The organism is Streptomyces sp. NPDC127038, assembly GCF_042725875.1.
Classification (GTDB): Bacteria; Actinomycetota; Actinomycetes; order Streptomycetales; family Streptomycetaceae; genus Streptomyces.
Genome location: NZ_JBHXDQ010000083.1, coordinates 1 through 20,055 on the forward strand (window position 1 = coordinate 1; position 20,055 = coordinate 20,055).

The 20,055-nt window shown below is 72.7% G+C and carries 13 protein-coding genes; 6 read left to right on the plus strand and 7 right to left on the minus strand.

Annotated features, from left to right (window positions below):
- Nucleotides 1–126 precede the first annotated feature (126 nt).
- The 7 genes from ACFWI4_RS36610 to ACFWI4_RS36640 all read right to left on the minus strand — a co-directional run bounded on the left by ACFWI4_RS36610 (nucleotide 127) and on the right by ACFWI4_RS36640 (nucleotide 7,378).
- Nucleotides 127–903, minus strand: a complete 777-nt coding sequence (locus ACFWI4_RS36610) for an ABC transporter permease (protein WP_387205398.1) — start codon at nucleotides 901–903, stop codon at nucleotides 127–129.
- A complete protein-coding gene (locus ACFWI4_RS36615; RefSeq protein ID WP_385392228.1) occupies nucleotides 900–1,898 on the minus strand; it encodes an ATP-binding cassette domain-containing protein in 999 nt (332 codons plus the stop codon). Before ACFWI4_RS36615 ends, ACFWI4_RS36610 begins: the two co-directional genes overlap by 4 nt.
- Before the next feature lie 29 nt (nucleotides 1,899–1,927).
- A complete protein-coding gene (locus ACFWI4_RS36620; protein ID WP_387205400.1) occupies nucleotides 1,928–2,614 on the minus strand; it encodes a hypothetical protein in 687 nt (228 codons plus the stop codon).
- Nucleotides 2,615–2,826: 212 nt separating this feature from the next.
- Nucleotides 2,827–3,978, minus strand: coding sequence for a bifunctional glutamate N-acetyltransferase/amino-acid acetyltransferase ArgJ (argJ, locus tag ACFWI4_RS36625; protein ID WP_387205402.1), 1,152 nt, complete (start codon nucleotides 3,976–3,978; stop codon nucleotides 2,827–2,829).
- Nucleotides 3,979–4,033: 55 nt separating this feature from the next.
- The gene (argC, locus tag ACFWI4_RS36630; protein WP_387205404.1) at nucleotides 4,034–5,062 is read right to left on the minus strand and encodes an N-acetyl-gamma-glutamyl-phosphate reductase; all 1,029 of its coding nucleotides are present in this window, start codon (nucleotides 5,060–5,062) and stop codon (nucleotides 4,034–4,036) included.
- A gap of 40 nt (nucleotides 5,063–5,102) precedes the next feature.
- Nucleotides 5,103–6,272 (minus strand): serine hydrolase domain-containing protein, encoded by a 1,170-nt coding sequence (locus tag ACFWI4_RS36635; protein WP_387205406.1) that lies wholly within the window; start codon nucleotides 6,270–6,272, stop codon nucleotides 5,103–5,105.
- Between the two features lie 326 nt (nucleotides 6,273–6,598).
- A complete protein-coding gene (locus tag ACFWI4_RS36640; protein WP_387205408.1) occupies nucleotides 6,599–7,378 on the minus strand; it encodes a thioesterase II family protein in 780 nt (259 codons plus the stop codon).
- A gap of 446 nt (nucleotides 7,379–7,824) precedes the next feature.
- Between ACFWI4_RS36640 and ACFWI4_RS36645 the strand changes: the two genes are divergently transcribed.
- The 6 genes from ACFWI4_RS36645 (at nucleotide 7,825) to ACFWI4_RS36670 (ending at nucleotide 20,055) form a co-directional block, all read left to right on the plus strand.
- Nucleotides 7,825–8,040, plus strand: a complete 216-nt coding sequence (locus ACFWI4_RS36645) for an MbtH family protein (RefSeq protein ID WP_385392687.1) — start codon at nucleotides 7,825–7,827, stop codon at nucleotides 8,038–8,040.
- A 93-nt stretch (nucleotides 8,041–8,133) separates the two neighbouring features.
- Nucleotides 8,134–8,973, plus strand: coding sequence for an LmbU family transcriptional regulator (locus tag ACFWI4_RS36650; protein WP_387205410.1), 840 nt, complete (start codon nucleotides 8,134–8,136; stop codon nucleotides 8,971–8,973).
- Nucleotides 8,974–9,142: 169 nt separating this feature from the next.
- A complete protein-coding gene (locus tag ACFWI4_RS36655; protein WP_387205412.1) occupies nucleotides 9,143–10,717 on the plus strand; it encodes an amino acid adenylation domain-containing protein in 1,575 nt (524 codons plus the stop codon).
- On the plus strand, nucleotides 10,714–10,944 hold the full coding sequence (locus ACFWI4_RS36660) for an acyl carrier protein (RefSeq protein ID WP_387205414.1): 231 nt from the start codon (nucleotides 10,714–10,716) through the stop codon (nucleotides 10,942–10,944). Before ACFWI4_RS36655 ends, ACFWI4_RS36660 begins: the two co-directional genes overlap by 4 nt.
- Before the next feature lie 107 nt (nucleotides 10,945–11,051).
- Entirely contained in the window at nucleotides 11,052–12,239 is a 1,188-nt protein-coding gene (locus ACFWI4_RS36665; RefSeq protein ID WP_387205417.1) for an NAD(P)/FAD-dependent oxidoreductase, read from the plus strand.
- A gap of 43 nt (nucleotides 12,240–12,282) precedes the next feature.
- Nucleotides 12,283–20,055: an amino acid adenylation domain-containing protein gene (locus ACFWI4_RS36670; RefSeq protein WP_387205419.1), complete on the plus strand. Its 7,773-nt coding sequence runs from the start codon at nucleotides 12,283–12,285 to the stop codon at nucleotides 20,053–20,055.

Genomic DNA, 20,055 nt, shown 5'->3' on the forward strand with positions numbered 1-20,055 from the left:
GTATGTCGGGGGGGTGGGGTTTTCGCCCGTAAATTGGGTGGGGGGGGCGTGCCCGGGGCCGGGGCGGGCGCACGCCCCCCCAAGGCGGCACGTGGGGGTGCGGCAGGCGGCCTGCCGCACGGGACGTCAGCGGGTGTCCCGGTCGAAGGACGAGGCCGCCCAGAAGTAGCCGAGCACCGCGAGACCGAGGCACCACAGCACGGCGATCCATCCGTTGTCGCCGATCGGGGTGCCCAGGAGCAGGCCGCGCAGGGTCTCGATGGCGGGGGTGAAGGGCTGGTAGCGGGCGACCGGCTGGAACCAGCCGGGCATGGAGTGCAGCGGGACGAAGGCGCTGGACAGCAGCGGCAGCAGGATCAGCGGCATGGCGTTGTTGCTGGCGGCCTCCGCGGTCGGGCTGACCAGGCCCATGCCGACCGCGATCCAGGTCAGCGCCAGGGCGAACAGGACGATCAGCCCGAACGCGGCGGCCCACTCCAGGACGCCGGCCCCGCTGGAGCGGAACCCGATGGCCGCGCCGACGGCGGCGACCAGGACCACGCTCGCCACCGACTGCACGACGCTGCCGATGACATGCCCGATGAGGATGGAGCCCCGGTGGATGGCCATCGTGCGGAAGCGGGCGATGATGCCCTCGCTCATGTCGGTGGACACGGACACCGCGGTCCCGATCACCGTGGAGCCGACCGTCATCAGCAGGATGCCGGGCACGATGTAGGCGATGTACGCCTCGCGGCCCGCGCCGCCGCTCATCGCGCCGCCGAAGATGTACACGAACAGCAGGAGCAGCATCACCGGGGTGAGCAGCAGGTTCAGGGTGAGCGAGGGGTAGCGCCGGGCGTGCAGCAGATTGCGGCGCAGCATGGTGGAGGAATCGCGCACGGCGAGGGAGAAGGAACTCATCGCAGGGTCTCCTTGGTCTGGCCGCTCTGGTCGGGGCCGGTGGGGTCGGTGGGGCCGCTCTGGCCGGGCAGTCCGGTGCTCTCGGTGAGGGCGAAGAACACGTCGTCGAGGTCGGGGGTGTGCACGGTCAGTTCGTCGGCCTCGATGCCCGTCGCGGCCAGCCAGTCGAGGATGGAGTGGAGTTCCTGCTGGGTGCCGTCGCTGACGATCTGGAGCGCCAGCGCCTCGTCGTCCCGGGTGGCGCCGCGCAGCGCGGTGGCGGCGGACCGGTAGGCGTCGGGGTCGGTGAAGCGGAGCCGGACGTGGCCGCCGGGGACCAGCCGCTTGAGTTCCGCGGCGGTGCCCTCGGCGGCGATCCCGCCGTTGTGCAGCACGGCGATGCGGTCGGCGAGCTGGTCGGCCTCCTCCAGGTACTGGGTGGTGAGGAAGACGGTGACGCCGTCGCGGACGAGTTCGCGCACGATGTTCCACATGGTGTGGCGGGAGCGGGGGTCCAGGCCGGTGGTGGGTTCGTCGAGGAAGATGATCCGGGGGCTGCCGACCAGGGTCATGGCGATGTCCAGGCGGCGCCTCATGCCGCCGGAGTAGGTGGAGGCGGGCTTCTTCGCGGCCTCGGCCAGGTCGAAGCGCTCCAGGAGCGCGGCGGCGACGCGCCGGCCCTCGGCCTTCGGCAGATGGTGCAGGTCCGCCATGAGGAGCATGTTCTCCTCGCCGGTGATCAGGTTGTCGACGGCGGAGAACTGTCCGGTGACGCCGATCGCCGCGCGTACGGCCTGCGGGTCGGCGGCGAGGTCGTGGCCGCCGACGCGCAGCTCGCCGGCGTCGGCGGACACGAGGGTGGACAGGATGTTGACGGCCGTCGTCTTGCCGGCGCCGTTCGGGCCGAGCAGGGCGAAGACGGTTCCCTGCTCGACGCTCAGGTCGATGCCGTCGAGCACGGTCTTGTCTCCGTAGGACTTGCGCAGCCCGTGTGCCGCGATGGCCACAGTGCTCATGAGGGGTGCTCCTTGGGGGCCGGGGGCGGTCAGAGGCTGCGGGCGGTGATGTCGCCGCAGGCGGTGGTGGCGCGCAGGTCCAGGTCGCAGGTGCCGCTGTTGCGCAGGGAGTTGTGGACGCGGCCGTGGTCGCTGCGGGCGTCCAGGCGGGCGGAGACGCCGGGGGCGGCGCCGATGGTGATGTCGCCGTGCCGGACGTCCAGGCGGAGCGTGCCGCGCACGGCCTCGCCGATCTGGATGCTGCCCTGCTGGACGCTGATCTCGGCGGGGCCGTCGAGGCGGCCGACGTGGACCTCGCCCTCGTGGACGTTCAGGCGGGCGCTCGCGGCCTCCTCGATCCGCACCGAGCGGCAGCCGCCGGTGAAGGAGACGTCGCCGAGGCGTCCGGCGCCGCGGAACTCCGCGGCGTCGGCCTGCGCCTCGACCCCGGAGCCGGCGGGCAGCAGGACGGTCACCTCGACGGACCCGGTGTGCCCGAGGAGCGCGTGGGCCGCCTCGGCGGCCTCGATCCGCAGGACGCCGTCGCCGTAGGCCGCCGTGATCTCCCCGGCCGCCTTCACGTCCCGGCTCCTGGCCGGGTCGGCGGGCCGGACCTCGACCACGGTGTCGGTGCGCTCCGCGGCGACGAACCGGATGCGGCCGGCGGGGATGCCGACCACGGCGCGGACGGGGGCGGGGGTGTCGAACTCCTGGGTCGTGTACGGGGTCTTCTGCATCGCCGGCTCCTCGGGCTCGTGTTTTCCGATATGGAAAACGCTACGTTGCGTTCAAGGAGCTGGCAACAAGCTTGTTGCGCACTATCTGTGTCTTACCAGTTCAGCGCTGTTCAATTGTTGCAATGGAGCTGAATCTAATGCAACATCAGCGATCCAGGCTGTTGCAATGGGCTGGGAGTGAATGCTCCGTGGCGGCATCGGACCCGAGGGGCTCACGAGGCGTACTCGCTGTTCTCGTGGACGTAGTCGGCGGTGAGGTCGTTGGTCCAGATGACCGCGCGGTGCGGTCCTGCGGCGAGGTCCACGGTGATGGCGACCTCGCGGCCGCTCATGTCGACGAGGCCGCGGTCCTCGCCGATGCCGCCGTTCTCGCACACCCGGACACCGTTGATGACCACGTCGAGCCGGTCGGGTTCGAAGACCGCGGAGGTGGTGCCGACGGCCGCCAGGACCCGGCCCCAGTTGGGGTCCTCGCCGTGGACCGCGCACTTGAGGAGGCTGTTGCGGGCGACACAGCGGCCCACCTCGACGGCGTCGTCCTCGCTCGCGGCACCCGTGACCTCGATCCGGATCTCCTTGCTCGCCCCCTCCGCGTCCCCGGTCAGCTGCCGGGCCAGATCCGCGCAGACCGCCCGCACGGCCTCGGCGAACTCCGCCCGCTCCGGACTGACTCCACCGGCCCCGGAGGCGAGCAGCAGCACCGTGTCGTTGGTGGACATGCAGCCGTCGGAGTCGACCCGGTCGAAGGTCGTACGGGTGGCCTCCCGCAGCGCCTCCTCCAGCACGGCGCCGTCCACGTCCGCGTCGGTGGTGAGCACCGCCAGCATGGTGGCCAGGGAGGGCGCGAGCATGCCCGCGCCCTTGGCCATGCCGCCCACCGACCACCCCTCCCGCGAGACGACGGCCGTCTTGTGCACCGTGTCGGTGGTCATCACCGCACGGGCCGCGTCCTCACCGCCGCCGGCGGACAGCGCCGCGACGGCGCCGTCGAGGCCCGGCAGCAGCCGCTCCATCGGCAGCGGCACCCCGATCAGCCCGGTGGAACACACCGCCACCTCACCGCGGTCGAGGCCCAGCAGAACGGCGGCCCGCTCGGTCGTCGCCCACACGTCCTTCAGCCCCTGCGCCCCGGTACAGGCGTTGGCGCCACCGGAGTTGAGGACGACCGCACCCACCTCGCCGCCCGCCAGGACCTGCCGGGACCACCGGACGGGGGCCGCCTGCACCCGGTTGGAGGTGAAGACACCGGCCGCCGCGCGGCGCGGCCCGTCGTTGACGACCAGCGCCAGATCCAGGCCGCCGTTGTCCTTGATCCCCGCGGCGATGCCCGCCGCTCTGAACCCCCGTGCCGCGGTGACGCTCACAGCGATCCCCTCCTTCGCCCGCCGTGCCGGCGGCTGATGCCGGTGCCGCCCCGGATCACGGGGCGACTCCGGTCGTGGAAAGCCCCAGTTCCTCCGGCAGGCCCAGGGCGATGTTCATGCTCTGCACCGCGCCGCCCGCGGTGCCCTTGGTGAGGTTGTCCAGGGCGCAGACCGCGACGATCCGGCCGACCGCCCGGTCCAGGACCACCTGGACCTGCGCGGCGTTCGACCCGTACACCGCCCCGGTGCTCGGCCACCGCCCCTCGGGCAGCAGCCGGACGAACGGCTCGCCGGCCAGCGCCTCCTCGTACGCCGCCCGCACCCGCCCCGCGCCGGTGCCGGGCACGACCGGGGCGGAACAGGTGGCGAGGATGCCGCGCGGCATGGGGGCCAGGACCGGGGTGAAGGACACGGCGACCCGCCGGCCCGCGACGGCGCTGAGGTTCTGCACCATCTCCGGGGTGTGCCGGTGGCCGCCGCCCACACCGTAGGGCCGCATGGACCCCATGACCTCGCTGCCCAGCAGATCCGCCCGGGCCGTCTTCCCCGCACCGGACGTGCCCGACGCCGCGACGACCACCGCCTCCGGCCCGGCCAGAGCGGCCGCGTAGGCGGGAAAGAGCGCCAGGGACACCGCGGTCGGATAGCAGCCCGGCACCGCGATCCGCCGGGCACCCGCCAACTTCGCGCGGGCACCCGGCAGTTCGGGCAGACCGTAGGGCCAGGTGCCCGCGTGCGGCGAGCCGTAGAACCTCTCCCAGTCACCCGCGTCCGCGAGCCGGAAGTCCGCCCCGCAGTCGATGACGAGCGTGTCCTCGCCCACCTCCCGCGCCACCGCCGCGGACCGCCCGTGCGGCAGGGCCAGGAAGACGACATCGTGCCCCCGAAGAGCCCCGGCGGTCGTCGCCTCCACCTCCCGCCCGGCCAGCGCCGCCAGATGCGGCTGGAGGTCGCCCAGCCGCCCTCCCGCGCTGGAGTGCCCGGTCAGCGCACCGATGCGCACCTCGGGATGGGAGAGGAGCAGACGCAGGAGCTCACCCCCCGCGTAGCCGCTCGCTCCGGCCACCGCTGCTCGCACTGTCATCGGCCCTCCTGACGGGACACGGTCGGCTGCTGACGTGACGTCAGTTCGCTGCCTGGTCGCAGAACTCGGCGTTCAGGATGGGCACGATCCCCGACGCGTCCCAGTCGCCGTTGTAGTTGAAGGTGAGCTCGTGACGGCCGTCCTCGGTGAAGGCGGCCAGCGTCAGCGACCCCACCACACCCCCGTCGTGGTACCAGACGTCACCGCAGCTCATCGTGAGCTTCTCGATGCCCAGCCCGTACGACGTGATCGGCAGGTCGGGGTTGACGACCGTCGTCTTCAGCTCCTTCAGCTGCTGCGCCGGCAGCAGCTTCCCGCCCAGCAGGGCCCGGAAGAACAGGTTCAGGTCGTGGGCGCTGGAGATGATGTCGCCGTCGCCCCAGTTCTGCGAGCCGTTCAGCTCCGTGACGTCGTCGATCCGGTCCGGCTGGGTGTCGTAGAAGAGCTTGGAGTAGTCGCGCCCGCTCGGCCGGGGCAGATCACTGCTCGTGCCCGGGTTGGACGTCGCCTCCAGCCCCAGGGGCTCGATGACGCGCCGGCGCACCTCGTCCTCGTACGTCCTGCCGCCGACCTTCTGGACGATCATGGCCGCCAGGACGTCGTTGGTGTGCGAGAACGAGTGCCGGGCGCCGGGCTGGAACAGCGGGGCGTGGGAGAAGGCCACCTGGAGGCGCTGCTGGGGCGTCAGCGTGTCGTAGCGGTGCGCCAGGAAACCGTCGCCCAAGGTGTACGTCTGGTAGTACGGCACGTCGGCGAGGTAGTCGAACAGACCGCTGGTGTGGTTCAGCAGCTGCCGCACGGTGATCCTGGAGCCGTCGTTGCCGTTGCCGGTGACCACGCCCGGCAGATACCGCTCGACCGGGTCGTCGAGGCTGATCTTCTTCTCCGCCTCCATCTGGAGCAGGACCACCGCCACGAAGGTGTCGGTGACACTGCCGGTGCGGAACCGGTCGTTCTTGCCGCGCGGCGCGCCCGTGGCCCGGTTGCCGACGCCCGCCGCGGTCTTCCACACACCGGAGGCGTCCCGCGCCTCCGCGGTCACACCGGGGATGCCGGCCGCGACGGCCGCCTCGATCGCCGCCTGCGTGCCCTGGTGGCCCGCCGCGGCCGTCCCGCCCGATGCCCGGGCGGGACCCGTGAAGGCGGTGGCCGTCAGGGCCACCGCCGCCAGAGCGACCGCACCGGCCCGTGGCCTGTTCCGCATCGTCATCGTCGTATCCCCGTCTCTTCGTCTCGGCCGCACGGTGGCTGGATCCGCACCGGTGCGGGTGGTGGCCGAAACGTAGGCCGCCCGCCTCGCGGCCAACTCGCGCGGCGCCACCGCGGCCCCGAAGACGCAGGTGCACGCCCTCCCGCCGCCCACGGCCCCGCCCCGCCGACGGCCGGAACTGGTCGTTCTACCGCCGCGCACAAGGGAGTCGGGGCGTACGAGGTGTGGCCGGGCGGCCCCGCCTCGCCGCGTCTTTCGCCGCGCGGGCGAACCCTGCCGGGCCGGTGCCGGGCCGGTGTGGGGCCGGTGCCGGTCGGGACGGCGGGTCAGCGCGGGGGAGGGGCGGACGGTTCGGCCGTGGCCGCCTCCAGCGCCGTGGCCGCGTCCCGCGCGATGTGCCGCAGCAGCGGAACCGGATCGTCCTGGAAATAGAAGTGGCCGCCGTCGAGGACCCGCAGGCCCAGGAAACGCTCGGCGTGCTCCGCCCAGCCGGCCATCCGCTCCGGTGAGGCGGAGTGGTCCCGCCTCCCCGCGTAGGCGGACAGCGTCACCGGCAGCACCGGGGCGCCGGGATCGGGGCGCCAGCCGTCCACCAGACGCAGGTCGGCCCGGATCACCGGGTCGAACAGCGCCCACAGGCCGGGATCGTCGAAGACGGCGCCGGGCGTGCCGCCGAGCAGCTTCAGCCGCGTGCGCAGCTCGGCGTCGGGCAGCTCGTGGTAGCCGCTGCGCGGCCCCGCCTGCTGCGGCGCGACGCGCGCGGAGACCCCCACCCACACCGGGGCGGGCAGGCCCCGCTCCACGGCCCGCCGGGTCATCTCGTACGCCACCAGGGCGCCCATGCTGTGCCCGAACAGGGCGTAGGGGACGTCGTCCAGCCGGGACTCGATGCCGCGCAGCAGGAAGTCGGCGAGACGGCGGGCGTCGTCGATCTGCGGCAGGTCGAGGAGGAGCCCGTGGCCCGGGGCGTCGAGCAGCCGTACGTCCCAGGTGTCCGGCAGCCCGGCCGCCCAGTGGCGGTAGAGCACATGGGAGCCGCCCGCGTGGTGCAGGACGAACAGACGCAGGGCCGGTCGGACGCCGTCCGTCGCTCCCGTCGCTTTCATCGCTCCTCCTCGGATCGGGCCGCACGACTTCGCACCCTAGAGCCGTGCCGGGCCCGGACGGCCCCGGCACCGGAGGGACTCCGCCACTGGTCAGGCGGCTCTTGAGCGAACCTCAGGCCCCGCCCGGACGGCCCGGCGCCCCCGGCCCGCGGGCGCGGCATCGTGGCACAGGAAACCGGTCCGGTACAGAGGATCACCGCGGGGCGCAGGCGCCGACGGCCGGCGGGGGAGCGGCGGGGGCGCCGCCCTTGTAGCGCCGGCGGCGCGCTCCCTACGGTTTCGAGACATCGCCGGGGCCCGCCGCAGGCTGTCCCGTCGACCGGACAGCCGGTGTCCCGTCGACCGGACGGGAACCGGCCGGCGGCCCCGCGCCCGGTGCCCTCGCGCATCCGGCCCGGCGATGTCCCATCCCGAGTCACCTCTTGACCGACAAGGACGGTGCCCAGTTGAGCACGAACCCCTTCGACGACGCGGACGGCCGCTTCTACGTGGTCGTCAACGATGAGGATCAGCACTCCCTGTGGCCGGTGTTCGCCGAGGTGCCCGCGGGCTGGCGCGTGGTCTTCGGTGAGGCGGCCAAGGCCGAGTGCCTGGAGTACGTCGAGCAGAACTGGACCGATCTGCGGCCCAGGAGCCTGCGGGAGGCCATGGCCGCGGACTGACCGCCGGCCCTCGCGGACCCGGCCGGGACGACACCGTCGCCCGCCCGACCGGTCCGCGCCCAGGAAGACACTTCGAGTGGGGAGTTGAAGGCTGTGACGGGGGCTGTGAGAACCGCGGGCAGGCCCGAACCGGGGCCCGTGCACGCCGGCCGCGCGCCGGCGCAGGGCGATGTGGTCCTGTCCTTCGTGGGATCGCAGGCCACCGTGCAGAAGTCGGGGATGGTCCTGCCTCCCAACCTGCCGGAGCGGTCCTGGGAGCGGATCGGTGCCAATCTGCGTGAGCTGGTGAACTCCTCCGCGTGGTGGCTCGCCGACTGGCTGCTCTACGGTGAGGCCACCTACGGGTGGCGGCGCTACAAGGAGGCGATCGAGCGCACCGGGCTCGACTACCAGACCCTGCGCAACTACGCGTGGGTGGCCCGGCGGTTCGAGCACCACCGCAGGCGCGACAGCCTCAGCTTCGCCCACCACGCCGAGGTCACCCGCCTCTCGCCGCCGGAGCAGGACTACTGGCTGCGCCGGGCCGAGCAGCAGAAGTGGTCGCGCAACGAACTGCGCAGGGCGGTCCGCGCCGGCCTGGCCGCGCAGAGCGACGAGGCCGGCATCCGCCCGGCCGCGGACACCGGCAAGCAGACACCCCGGCCCGCCGAACCCGCCGGACCCGCCGGGCCGGCCGCCGGTGAGCAGCGGCGGCAGGCCACCACGCTCACCATCGAGCTGTCCGCCGACCGGCTGGAGCACTACTCCCGCCGGGCCGCCGCGCACGGCCTGCCCGTCGACCAGTGGATCACCCGAACACTCGACACCGCAGACCAGCCAACAGCCGACCACCACACGGCCGACCGGCTCCCGGCGGACCGGCCGACGGCCAACCGGCACACGGCAGATGGGCTCACCGCAGACCGGCCGACCGCCGACCGGCTCACCGCCTGAACCAGCACCGCCTGAAACGAGCACCACCTGAGCCAGCACACCTGATCCAGCCCCGCCTGAGCCGGCAGCGTCTGAAACGAGTACCGCTCGCCCCGCACCGCCCCGAGCTGCCCCGCACGGTGGGCCGGTGGTTCGTCCGACCGGACACCCCTCATATCGGAGTCAGTTGATGATCCTTCAGGGAAAACGGGTCGCCCTGCCCTCGGCACCCGTCGTCCACCAGCAGTTCGAGGCGCATGCGCAGGCCACCCCCGACGCCGTCGCCGTCGTCCGGGCCGGCCGGCAGGTGACGTACGCCGAACTGGACGCGAGGGCCAACCGGTTCGCGCGCTTCCTCATCGCGCGCGGACACGGCCGCGGCGCGAAGGTGGGCCTGTGCCTCGACTACTCCGTCGACCTGCTCGTCGCCCTCCTCGGCACCCTGAAGGCGGGCGCGGCCTATGTGCCGTTCGACCCGGCCTACCCGGCCGCCAGGCTCGACCTGCTGCTCGGCCAGGTCCCCGGCCTCGCCCTGATCGTGGCCTCCCCGGACACGGCCCCCCTGGTCGCCTCCGCGCCCGTCGACGTCGTCGGCCTCGACGAGCTCGGCGAACACCTGGCGACCCTGCCGGCGACCTCCCCCGGCGTCCCCGTGACCGGCGACGACCTCTGCTACGCCGTCTTCACCTCCGGCTCGACCGGCACACCGAAGCTGACCGCGGTGCGCCACGAGGGCTGGTTCAACCTGATGAACTGGCTCAGGCTCGAATACGGCCTGGACAGCGGCTCCAACAACCTGGTCGTCAGCGCCTTCGGCTTCGACCTCTCCCAACGCGCCCTGATGACACCGCTGTTCTGCGGCGCCACCCAACACCTGCTGCCCAGCCGCAACTTCGACGCCATGCTGGCCTACCGCGCCCTGCGCGAGCACGACATCCGCGTGGTCCACTGCGCCTCCAGCACCCTGTACGTGCTGATCGACTGGGAGAAGGCGCGCGGCGGCGACGCCCTCACCCGCCTCGACTACATCCTGTTCGGCGGGGAGGCGCTCAAGCCCGAGCGGCTCACCGGGTGGATGCGCCGCGAGAACAACACCTGCACCCTGCTGCACCAGTACGGCGTGGCCGAGTGCACGGACGTGGCCACCTCCTTCGACCTCGCCGGATACCGGGCCGGCGACCACGACATCGCCCCCGTGGGCCGGCCCGCGTACAACACCGACATCCACCTCCTCGACGAGAACCTGCGCGGTGTCGCGGCGGGCGAGGACGGCGAGATCTGCATCGCCGGGGCCGGCGTCGGCGCCGGCTACCTGGGTTCGTCGGGCCCCGAGAACACCAAGTTCACGACGGTCGAGATCGACGGCACGCCGGTGCGGCTGTACCGCACGGGCGACCGCGGCCGGGTGACCGAGGCCGGTGACCTCGTCGTCGCCGGACGGATGGACGCCCAGGTGAAGGTGCGCGGCATGCGCATCGACCCCACCGACATCGAGCGCGCGCTCGGCAGGCTCGCCGAGGTGCGGGAGGCCGCCGTCGCGGTCACCTGGAGCGACGCCGGCGAGGCCGAGCTGACCGCGTTCGTGGTACCGGAGGCGGGCGCTCTCGCCGAGGACGCCGTGCGCGCCCGCCTCCTTCAGACACTGCCGCGGAACATGGTCCCGGCACGCTTCGTCGGCGTACCGGCGATTCCGCTGAGCCCGCACGGGAAGGTCGACCGCGCGGCGCTGGTCGACGCCCTCAAGAACCGAGGACGAGGACAGTGACGACTGCCGAGAGCGTGCGCGCCATCTGGTGCCGGGAACTCCAGCGCGAGGACATCGCGGCCGACGACGACTTCTTCGCCCTCGGCGGCCAGTCCGTGATCATGGTCCGGATCCAGGGCGCCTTCCTGGAGGAACTGGGCGCCGAGGTCCCCATGGACCAGATGTTCCTCCACCCCACGGTGGCATCGGTCTCCGCCTACATCGCGTCCCTGCCGCCGCAGCCCTGACGCACCCGATCCGCAGGGCCGCGCGGGGACGCGCGGACGTCCGCGGGGACCTCCCGGCCCGCGGGCCGCACCACGTGCAAGAAACCAACCGGTCAGAGAGGCGCGCCATGTACGACGTGATTGTCATCGGTGCCCGTTGCGCGGGTTCGCCGACGGCCATGCTCTTCGCCCGCCAGGGCTATTCGGTCCTGCTGCTGGAGAAAGCACGGTTCCCGCAGGACACGCTGTCCTCCCACTACATCCACATGCAGGGCATGGGGCTGCTGAAGCGGTGGGGACTGCTCGACAAGCTCCGCGACGCGGGCTGCCGTCCCATCACCCGCCAGAGCTACCAGGGCCCGGGCGTCCGCATCGAGGGCTTCTCCCTGCCGGTCGACGGCCTCAAGCACACCTACGCGCCCCGGCGTTACGTCCTGGACCCGCTGCTCGCCGAGGGCGCCGCCGAGGCCGGCGTGGACTTCCGCGAGGGCTGCGCCGTCAAGGACCTGGTGTGGGAGGACGACCGGGTCGCCGGCGTGCGCTACACGACACCGCAGGGCACCGAGACCACCGAACGCGCCCGCCTGGTCGTCGGCGCGGACGGCATGCGCTCCCTGGTGGCCCGCAAGACCGGCGCCCCCAACGTCATCGAGCACCCGCGGGTGAGCTGCACCTACTACAGCTACTGGGAGAACGTCCCCTCCCACTTCGAGCTGTACGAACGGCCCGGCCGCTGGATCGGCGTCATCCCCACCAACGACGACCTCACCCTGCTGATGACCTACTTCCCCCAGGACCTCTACAACGAGGTCCGCAAGGGAGTGGAACCCTTCTACCTCGACTCCTTCCGCACCACCGCACCCGAACTGTACGAGCGGATGCGGGAGGGCCGGCGCGTGGAGCAGATCTACGGCACGGGCCACCAGGAGAACTACTTCCGCAAGGCCCACGGCCCCGGCTGGGTCCTGGTCGGCGACGCCGTCAACCACAAGGACTCCATCACCGCCCGCGGCATCACCGAGGCCTTCGCCCAGGCCCAGTCCCTCGTCGGCCACGTCGGCACCCAGCTCCACGACGACGCCGCCCTGCGCACCGCCCTCAAGCGCTACGAGAACGACCTGAGCGGAGAAGCCCTCAGCCACTACCAGGGCGCCCTGAACGTGGCCGAACTCAAGCCCGAGGGCCGCGTGGAGATGCTCCGGCACCTGGTCGGCCACCAGGAGCACATCGACCGCTACTTCTCGACCCTGTCCGGGGCCTGCTCCATCGACGACTTCTACAACGACGACCTTCTGGACCTGCTCGACCTGAACTGAGTTCCGGCCCGCTCCCTCCTGGTTCCGCCGATTTGGAGAAACAATGATCCCGTTGTCGTTCGCGCAGCGCCGGCTGTGGTTCGTGGACCGGTTCGAAGGCCCGTCGCCGACCTACAACGGCGCCTTCGCCCTGCGGCTGACCGGTGACCTGGACACCGGCGCGCTCCGGGCGGCGCTCGGTGACGTCGTCGACCGGCACGAGGTCCTGCGCACCGTGATCGTCGAGGACGGCGACGGCGTCCCGCACCAGCGGGTGCTGGCACCGGAGGAGCGGCCCTTCGACCTGACCGTCACCGACGTCACCGGGCAGGACCTGGCCGCCGCCGTCGAGGAGACCGCCACCGCCACCTTCGACCTGGCCGCCGACACCCCGATCCGCGCCCGGCTGCTGCGCCTGGCACCGGACGAGCACACCCTCGTCGTCGTCGCGCACCACATCGCCGTGGACGGCGAGTCCTTCGGACCGCTGTTCCGCGACCTCACCACGGCCTACGCCGTCCGCGCCGAGGGCCGGGCACCCGCCTGGGAGCCGCTGCCGGTGCAGTACGCGGACTACACGCTGTGGCAGCGGGACGTACTCGGCGACTCCTCCGACCCGGACAGCCTCTCCGCCCGCCAACTCGCCTACTGGGCCAAGGAACTGGCCGATCTGCCGCAGCCGCTGGCACTGCCCACCGACCGCCCGCGGCCACGGGTGATGAGCCCCGCCGGCGACCGGATCCCGTTCGTCCTCGACCCCGGCCTGCTCGGCGCGGTGGAGAAACTGGCCACCACGGCGGACACCACCGTCTCGATGGTCATGCACGCGGCCCTCGCGGTGCTCCTGCACCACCTCGGCTGCGGCGACGACCTGTCCATCGGCGCGCCCATCACCGACCGCACCGACGAGGAACTGCGCGACCTGGTCGGCTTCTTCGTCAACACCTGGGTGCTGCGCGTCGACCTCTCCCGCAACCCGACCTTCCACGACCTCCTCGGCCAGGTCCGCGACCGCTCGCTGGCCGCCTACGACAACCAGGACATGCCCTTCGAACGGCTGGTGGAACTCCTCAACCCCGACCGCTCCACCGCCTACAACCCCTTCTTCCAGGTCATGCTCTCCTGGCAGCCGCCCGTGCCGCCGCTCCAGCTGCCCGGCCTCGGCGTCCAGGTCGAACGGCTGGAGACCGCCACCGCCAAGTTCGACCTGTTCTTCGACCTCCTGCCCGACGACGCCGGCGGCGCCCGCTGCCGGCTGGAGTACGCCACCAGCCTCTTCGACCGGGCCACCGCCGAGGCCATCGCCCAGCGCTTCGTCCGCGTCCTGGGCCGGCTCGTGGCCGACCCCGCACGCGCGATCTCCACCCTCGACGTCCTCGACGCCGCCGAACGCGAGCAGCTGCTCGCCCCCGCCGGCGACAGCACCGTCACCGCGCCCGCGGCCACCGTCCCGCAGCTGTTCGAGAGCCAGGCCGCCCGCACCCCCGACGCCCCCGCACTCACCTGCGAGGGACGCACCCTCACCTACCGCGAACTGGACGAACGGGCCGACGCCGTCGCCCGCGAACTCATCCGTCACGGAGCCGGCCCCGAGGACCTGGCGGTCCTCGCCCTGCCACGCACCGAGGACCTGGTGATCGGCCTGCTCGGGATCCTCAAGTCCGGCGCCGGCTACGTACCGCTGGACCCGCAGTACGCCCGCGGCCGGGCCGACAGCGTCCTCACCGAGGCGGCACCGCGCTTCGCGGTCACCGACACCGCCACCTGGCAGGACCTCCCCGCCGCCGGCACCGACAGCATCGCCGCCGTCGTCCGCCTCGACCGGCGCGCCGACTGGCCGACGAGCGGCGCCCCCGCCGCCACGGCGCGCCGCGCACCGCTCGGCCCGGACAACCTCGCCTACGTCATGTACACCTCCGGCACCACGGGCAAGCCCAAGGGCGCCGCCATCACCCACCGAAGCGTCGTCGACGGCGTACGGGAACTGGTCGGCGTCCTGGACGCCCCGCCCCGCTGGCGGATGCTGGCCGGCACCTCCGTCAACTTCGACGTCTCCGTCTTCGAGCTGCTGACCACCCTGACCACCGGCGGCACCGCCGAGATCGTCACCAGCGCGCTCGCCCTGGCCGAACGCGACCACTGGGACGGGCACGTCATCAGCGGCGTCCCCTCGGTGATCGGCGAACTCGTCCCCCACCTCGGCAAGGCACCCGACGTCCACACCGTCGTCCTGGCCGGCGACCTGCTCCCGGGCCGCCTGGTGCGCCAGCTGCGCCAGGCCCTGCCCGCCGCCAGGATCGTCAACTCCTACGGCCAGAGCGAGAGTTTCTACGCCACCGCCTTCTCCCTCGCGCCCTCCGAGGAAGGCGACGACGCCGACGTCACCCCCATCGGCACCCCGCTGGGCAACATGCGCGCCCACGTCCTTGGACCGGGCCTCGCCCCGGTGCCCCCCGGCGTCGTCGGCGAACTGTACGTCGCCGGCAGCTGCCTGGGTCGCGGCTACCACGGCCGGGCCGCCCTGACCGCCGACCGGTTCGTCCCCGACCCCTACGGCCCCGCCGGTTCACGGATGTACCGCACCGGCGACCTGGCCCGCCGCAACACCCGGGGCCTGCTGGAATGCGTCGGCCGCGGCGACGGCCAGGTCAAGATCCGCGGATTCCGCATCGAGACCGCCGAGGTCGAGGCCGCCATCACCCGGCACCCCGGGATCAGCGAGGCCGTGGTCATCAGCCGCGAGATCCCCGCGGGCGGCAGACGACTCGTCGCCTACGTGGTGCACACCGGCGAGGGAGCCGTCGGCGACGACGGCGCCGGAGGCATCGGCGACGTCGACGTCCTGGCCGGAGCCTCCTCCGCCGAACTGCGCAAGTTCGTCGCCCAGCGCCTGCCCGACTACATGGTGCCCGCCGCCTTCGTCGCCCTGGGCCGCCTCCCGCTCGGCCCGACCGGCAAACTCGACCGCTCGGCCCTGCCCGAACCGGAGTTCCTCGGCGAGGCCTACCGCGAGCCGCGCACCGAGGCCGAGGCCGTCATCACCGCCGCCTACGCCGACGTCCTGGGCGTGGAACGCGTCGGCGCCGACGACGACTTCTTCGCGGTCGGCGGCGACAGCCTGCGCTCCATCCAGGTCGTCGCCCGCGCCCGCGCCCGCGGCCTGGAACTGTCCACCCGGGAGATCTTCGAGTGCCGCACCGCGGCCCGCCTCGCCGAGGTGGCCTCCGCCCGCCAGGGCCACACCCCCGTCCTGGCCGAGGACGCCAGCGGCGGCGTCGGACCGATGCCGCTGCAACCGGTCGCCCGGCACGTGTTCGAACACGGCGGCGGCACCGACCGGTTCGCCATGTCGATGGTCCTCGAACTGCCCCCGGGCATCGACGCGGACGGCCTCGCCGCGACCCTGGACGCCGTCCTGGACCGGCACGACCTGCTGCGCGCCCAGCTGGTGCCCGGCGACGAACCCACCCTCCTCGTGCGAGCGGCCGGCACCGTACGGGCGGCGGACCTCATCCACCGCGTCGACTGCGACGGCCGCTGGGACGGGCCCACCGCACCGGCCGAGGCGAAGGCGCACCTCCACGACGCCGTCGGCCGCCTCGACCCCACGGCCGGAACCATGGCGGACTTCGTCTGGTTCGCCACCGGGCAGGGCCGGGGCAGGCTGCTCGTGGTCCTGCACCACCTGGTCGTCGACGGCGTCTCCTGGCGCATCCTCATGTCGGACCTCGCCGAGGCCTGGCAACAGGTCCGCGACCGCACCACGCCCGACCTGCCCGCCGTCGGCACCTCCGCCCGCCGCTGGGCCGCCGCCCTGGCCGACGAGGCCCTCACCGAGGCGCGCGAGGCGGAACTGCCGTACTGGCGCGACGTCCTGGAATCCCCCAACCCCCCGCTGGGCACCCGGGCGTTCGACCCGGCACGCGACCTGTGGTCCACCGTCGAGACCGTACGCGTGCAGCTGCCCGCCGACGTCACCGACGCCGTGCTGACCACCCTGCCCGCCGCGTTCAAGGGCACCGGCACCGACGTCCTGCTCGCCGCGCTCGCCCTCGCCGTGAACCACTGGCGCGCCGCCGACGGCTCCACCCTGGTCCGCCTCGAAGGACACGGCCGCGAGGAGGACGCCGTCCCCGGCGCCGACCTCTCCCGCACGATCGGCTGGTTCACCACCATGTACCCCGCCCGCGTCGACGTGAGCGCGGTCGACCTGGACGGCGTGCTGGCCGGCGGCCCCGCCGCCGCGAAGGCGATCAAGCTGGTCAAGGAGCAGCTGCGCGAGATCCCCGACAAGGGCCTGGGCTACGGGCTGCTGCGCCACCTCAACCCCGAGACCGCCGATCAGCTCGCCGGCCTGCCCGTCCCGCAGATCGGGTTCAACTACCTCGGGCGGATCTCCGACGCCGACGTGCCCGAACACCTGCGCACCGGCGGATGGGGACCGGCGCCCTGGTCCGCCGACCTCGTCGCGGAACCCGACCCGGACCTGCCCGCGCTGTCCGCCCTGGAGGTCAGCTCGGTCGCCACGGACACCGCCGACGGCCCCCGCCTGCAGGCCGCGTTCATGTTCCCCACCGGGGTGCTCTCCCGCGAACGGACCTCGGAACTGGCCGAGCTGTGGGTGAAGGTGCTGCACGGCATGGCCGCCTACGCCGCCACCGGCGACGCCGGCGGCCTCACCTCCTCCGACGCCCCGCTGGTCACCGTCGCCCAGCGCGACATCGAGACCTGGGAGGAGCGCTACGGCCCGCTGCTGCACATATGGCCGCAGGCTCCCGGACAGTCCGGCATCCAGTTCCAGGCGGCACTCGCCGAAGACACCTTCGACGTCTACCACATGCAGTTCGTGCTGCACCTGAGCGGACCCGTCGACCCCGACCGCATGCGCGCCGCCGGACAGGCCCTCCTGGAGCGCTACCCCAACCTGCGCTCCGCGTTCACGACCAGCGCCGACGGCGAACCCGTCCAGGTCGTCGCCCAGCACGTCACCCTGCCCTGGCGGCACCTGGACCTGACCGGCCGCACCGAGGCCGAACAGAACACCGCACTGGACCGGGCACTCGCCGCCGACCGCGCCGACCGGCTCGACCCCACCCGGCCGCCCCTGCTGCGCCTGGCCCTGCTCACCTGCGGCCCCCGCCAGGCCAAGCTCGTCCTCACCGCCCACCACACCCTCTTCGACGGCTGGTCCTCACCGCTGGTGATCACCGACCTGGTGAGGCTGTACGCCGGCACCACGGACCTCGCACCCGTCCGCTCCTACGGCGACTACCTGGCCTGGCTGAACCGGCAGGACAAGGAGGCCTCCGCCGCCCGCTGGAAGGCCGAACTCGACGGATTCGACGAGCCGACCCTCGTCGCCGCGGACCTCACCGCCCAGGGAGAGGCATCCTCCCTCGGACGCGTCGAGGTACCGCTGTCCATCGACAAGGGCCGCGAACTGGCCCGGCGCGCCGCACAGCTCGGCGTCACCCTCAACACCCTGCTCCAGGGCGCCTGGGCGGTGCTGATCTCGAAGCTGACCGGGCAGCACGACGTGGTGTTCGGCGCCGCCGTCAACGGCCGCCCCGCCGACCTGACCGGCAGCGACGAGATGGTCGGCCTGTTCATCAACTCCCTGCCGACCAGGGCCCTGTGCCGGCCCGACCTCAGCCTCGCCGAGGTCATCACCGACCTGCAGAACCGGCAGATCGCCCTCCTCGACCACCACTACTACGGCCTGGCCGACATCCAGCGCGGCACCGGCCTGCCCTCCCTGTTCGACACGATCGTGGTGTTCGAGAACTACCCCGTCGACCGCGAGGGCATCGTCGACGCCAACACCTCAGCCGGCTTCACGATCGACGCCATCCGCCCGTTCGCCGGCTCCCACTACCCCCTCACCCTCAACTCCTCCGACCCCTACCTGCGCCTGTCCCTCGACTACCAGAAGAACCTCTACGGCCACCGGGCCGCCCAGACCGTCGCCGCCCGGCTCGTCCGCGTCCTGGACCAGGTGCTCCAGGACCCCACCGTCCCCCTCGCCGCCGTCGACGTACTGGGCCGGGACGAACACGACCACCTGGTACGGCGGATCAACGACACCGCGCACCCGCTCACCCCCACCACCCTGCCCGACGCGTTCGAGGCACAGGTGGCACGCGACCCCGACCGCATCGCGGTGATCGGCGAACACGAACGGCTCACCTACGCCGAGTTCAACACCCGCGCCAACCGGCTCGCCCACTGGCTGATCGAACAGGGCGCCGGCCCCGAGCAACTGGTCGCGGTGAAGATCCCCCGCTCCGTGGACCTGATGGTGGCGATCTACGCCGTCGTCAAGGCCGGCGCCGCCTACCTGCCCATCGACACCGAACTCCCCGAGGACCGGGTCCGCCACGTCCTGGACAGCGCCCGGCCGCTGCTGGTCCTGGACCAGACCCTCCCGGACGTCACCGGCCGCCCCGGCACCGACCCCGCCCGCACCCTGTCACCGGACAACGCCGCCTACGCCATCTTCACCTCCGGCTCCACCGGCGGCCCCAAGGGCGTCCCGGTCGCCCACCGGGCCATCATGAACCGGCTCGCCTGGGGACTCGCGCACTTCGACGTCACCCCCCAGGACCGGGTACTGCTCAGCACCACGGCCAGCTTCGACGTGTCGGTGCCGGAACTGTTCGCCCCCCTCCAGGCCGGCGCCGCCGTCGTCGTCGCCCGCCCCGACGGACGCCGCGACCCCGCCTACCTGGCCGACCTGATGCGACGCGAGAAGGTCACCGGCGCCGACTTCGTCCCCTCCCTGCTGGAGGCCTTCGTCGCCGAACCCTCCGCCAAGGACTGCACCAGCCTGCGCTGGATCGAGGTCGCCGGCGAGGCGTTCCCGCCCGCGCTCGCCGACCGCTTCACCGAACTGCTCCCGAACTGCACCGCCAACAACCTCTACGGGCCCACCGAGGCCGCCGTCGAGGTCACCGCCCACCGGTACGTCCCCGGCAGCGGCCGCCTCCCGATCGGCACCCCGGTGTGGAACACCCAGGTCTACGTCCTGGACGCCGCCCTGCGCCCGGTCCCCGCCGGAGTCACCGCAGAGCTCTACCTCGCCGGCGACCAGCTCGCCCGCGGCTACCTCGGCCGCACCGCGCTGACCGCCGGCCGCTTCGTGGCCTGCCCCTTCGGCCCGCCCGGCACCCGCATGTACCGCACCGGCGACGTCGTGCGCTGGAGCGAGGACGGCCAGGTCGAGTACATCGGCCGCTCCGACTTCCAGGTCAAGCTCCGCGGCTTCCGCATCGAACTCGGCGAGATCGAACAGGCCCTCGCCTCCCACCCGGACATCGACAGCGCCGTCGCCCTCGTCCGCGAGGACCACCCCGGCGACCAGCGGCTCGTCGCCTACCTCGTGCCCGCCGCCAGCACCGGCCCCGCCGCCCTCGACCTGGCGGCCCTGACCGCCCTGGCCCGCGAACGGCTGCCGGAGTACATGGTCCCCACCGCCCTCGTCCCGCTCGCCGGCCTGCCCCTGACCCCCAGCGGAAAACTCGACCGGGGCGCCCTGCCCGCACCGGACCGCGCCGCGACCGCCACCGGGCGAGGACCGCGCAACCACAACGAGGAAGTCCTGTGCCGGCTGTTCGCCGAACTCCTCGGGGCCGACGAGGTCGGCGTCGACGTCGACTTCTTCGACAACGGCGGGCACTCGCTGCTGGCCACCCGGCTGGTCGGCCGCATCCGCAACGAACTCGGCGTCGAGGTGAAGGTCACGACCGTGTTCCGCAGCCCCACCGTCGCCGAACTGGCGGCCCGGATCGAGAAGTCGGCCAAGTCGAACCGCCTCCAGCTGCGACAGATGAACGTTTAG

Coding starts and splice junctions, on each gene's coding strand:
- ACFWI4_RS36610 (WP_387205398.1), bottom strand. CDS start 903: ATGAGTTCCTTCTCCCTCGCCGTGCGCGATTCCTCCACCATGCTGCGC.
- ACFWI4_RS36615 (WP_385392228.1), bottom strand. CDS start 1,898: ATGAGCACTGTGGCCATCGCGGCACACGGGCTGCGCAAGTCCTACGGA.
- ACFWI4_RS36620 (WP_387205400.1), bottom strand. CDS start 2,614: ATGCAGAAGACCCCGTACACGACCCAGGAGTTCGACACCCCCGCCCCC.
- argC (WP_387205404.1), bottom strand. CDS start 5,062: ATGACAGTGCGAGCAGCGGTGGCCGGAGCGAGCGGCTACGCGGGGGGT.
- ACFWI4_RS36635 (WP_387205406.1), bottom strand. CDS start 6,272: ATGACGATGCGGAACAGGCCACGGGCCGGTGCGGTCGCTCTGGCGGCG.
- ACFWI4_RS36640 (WP_387205408.1), bottom strand. CDS start 7,378: ATGAAAGCGACGGGAGCGACGGACGGCGTCCGACCGGCCCTGCGTCTG.
- ACFWI4_RS36655 (WP_387205412.1), top strand. CDS start 9,143: ATGATCCTTCAGGGAAAACGGGTCGCCCTGCCCTCGGCACCCGTCGTC.
- ACFWI4_RS36665 (WP_387205417.1), top strand. CDS start 11,052: ATGTACGACGTGATTGTCATCGGTGCCCGTTGCGCGGGTTCGCCGACG.
- ACFWI4_RS36670 (WP_387205419.1), top strand. CDS start 12,283: ATGATCCCGTTGTCGTTCGCGCAGCGCCGGCTGTGGTTCGTGGACCGG.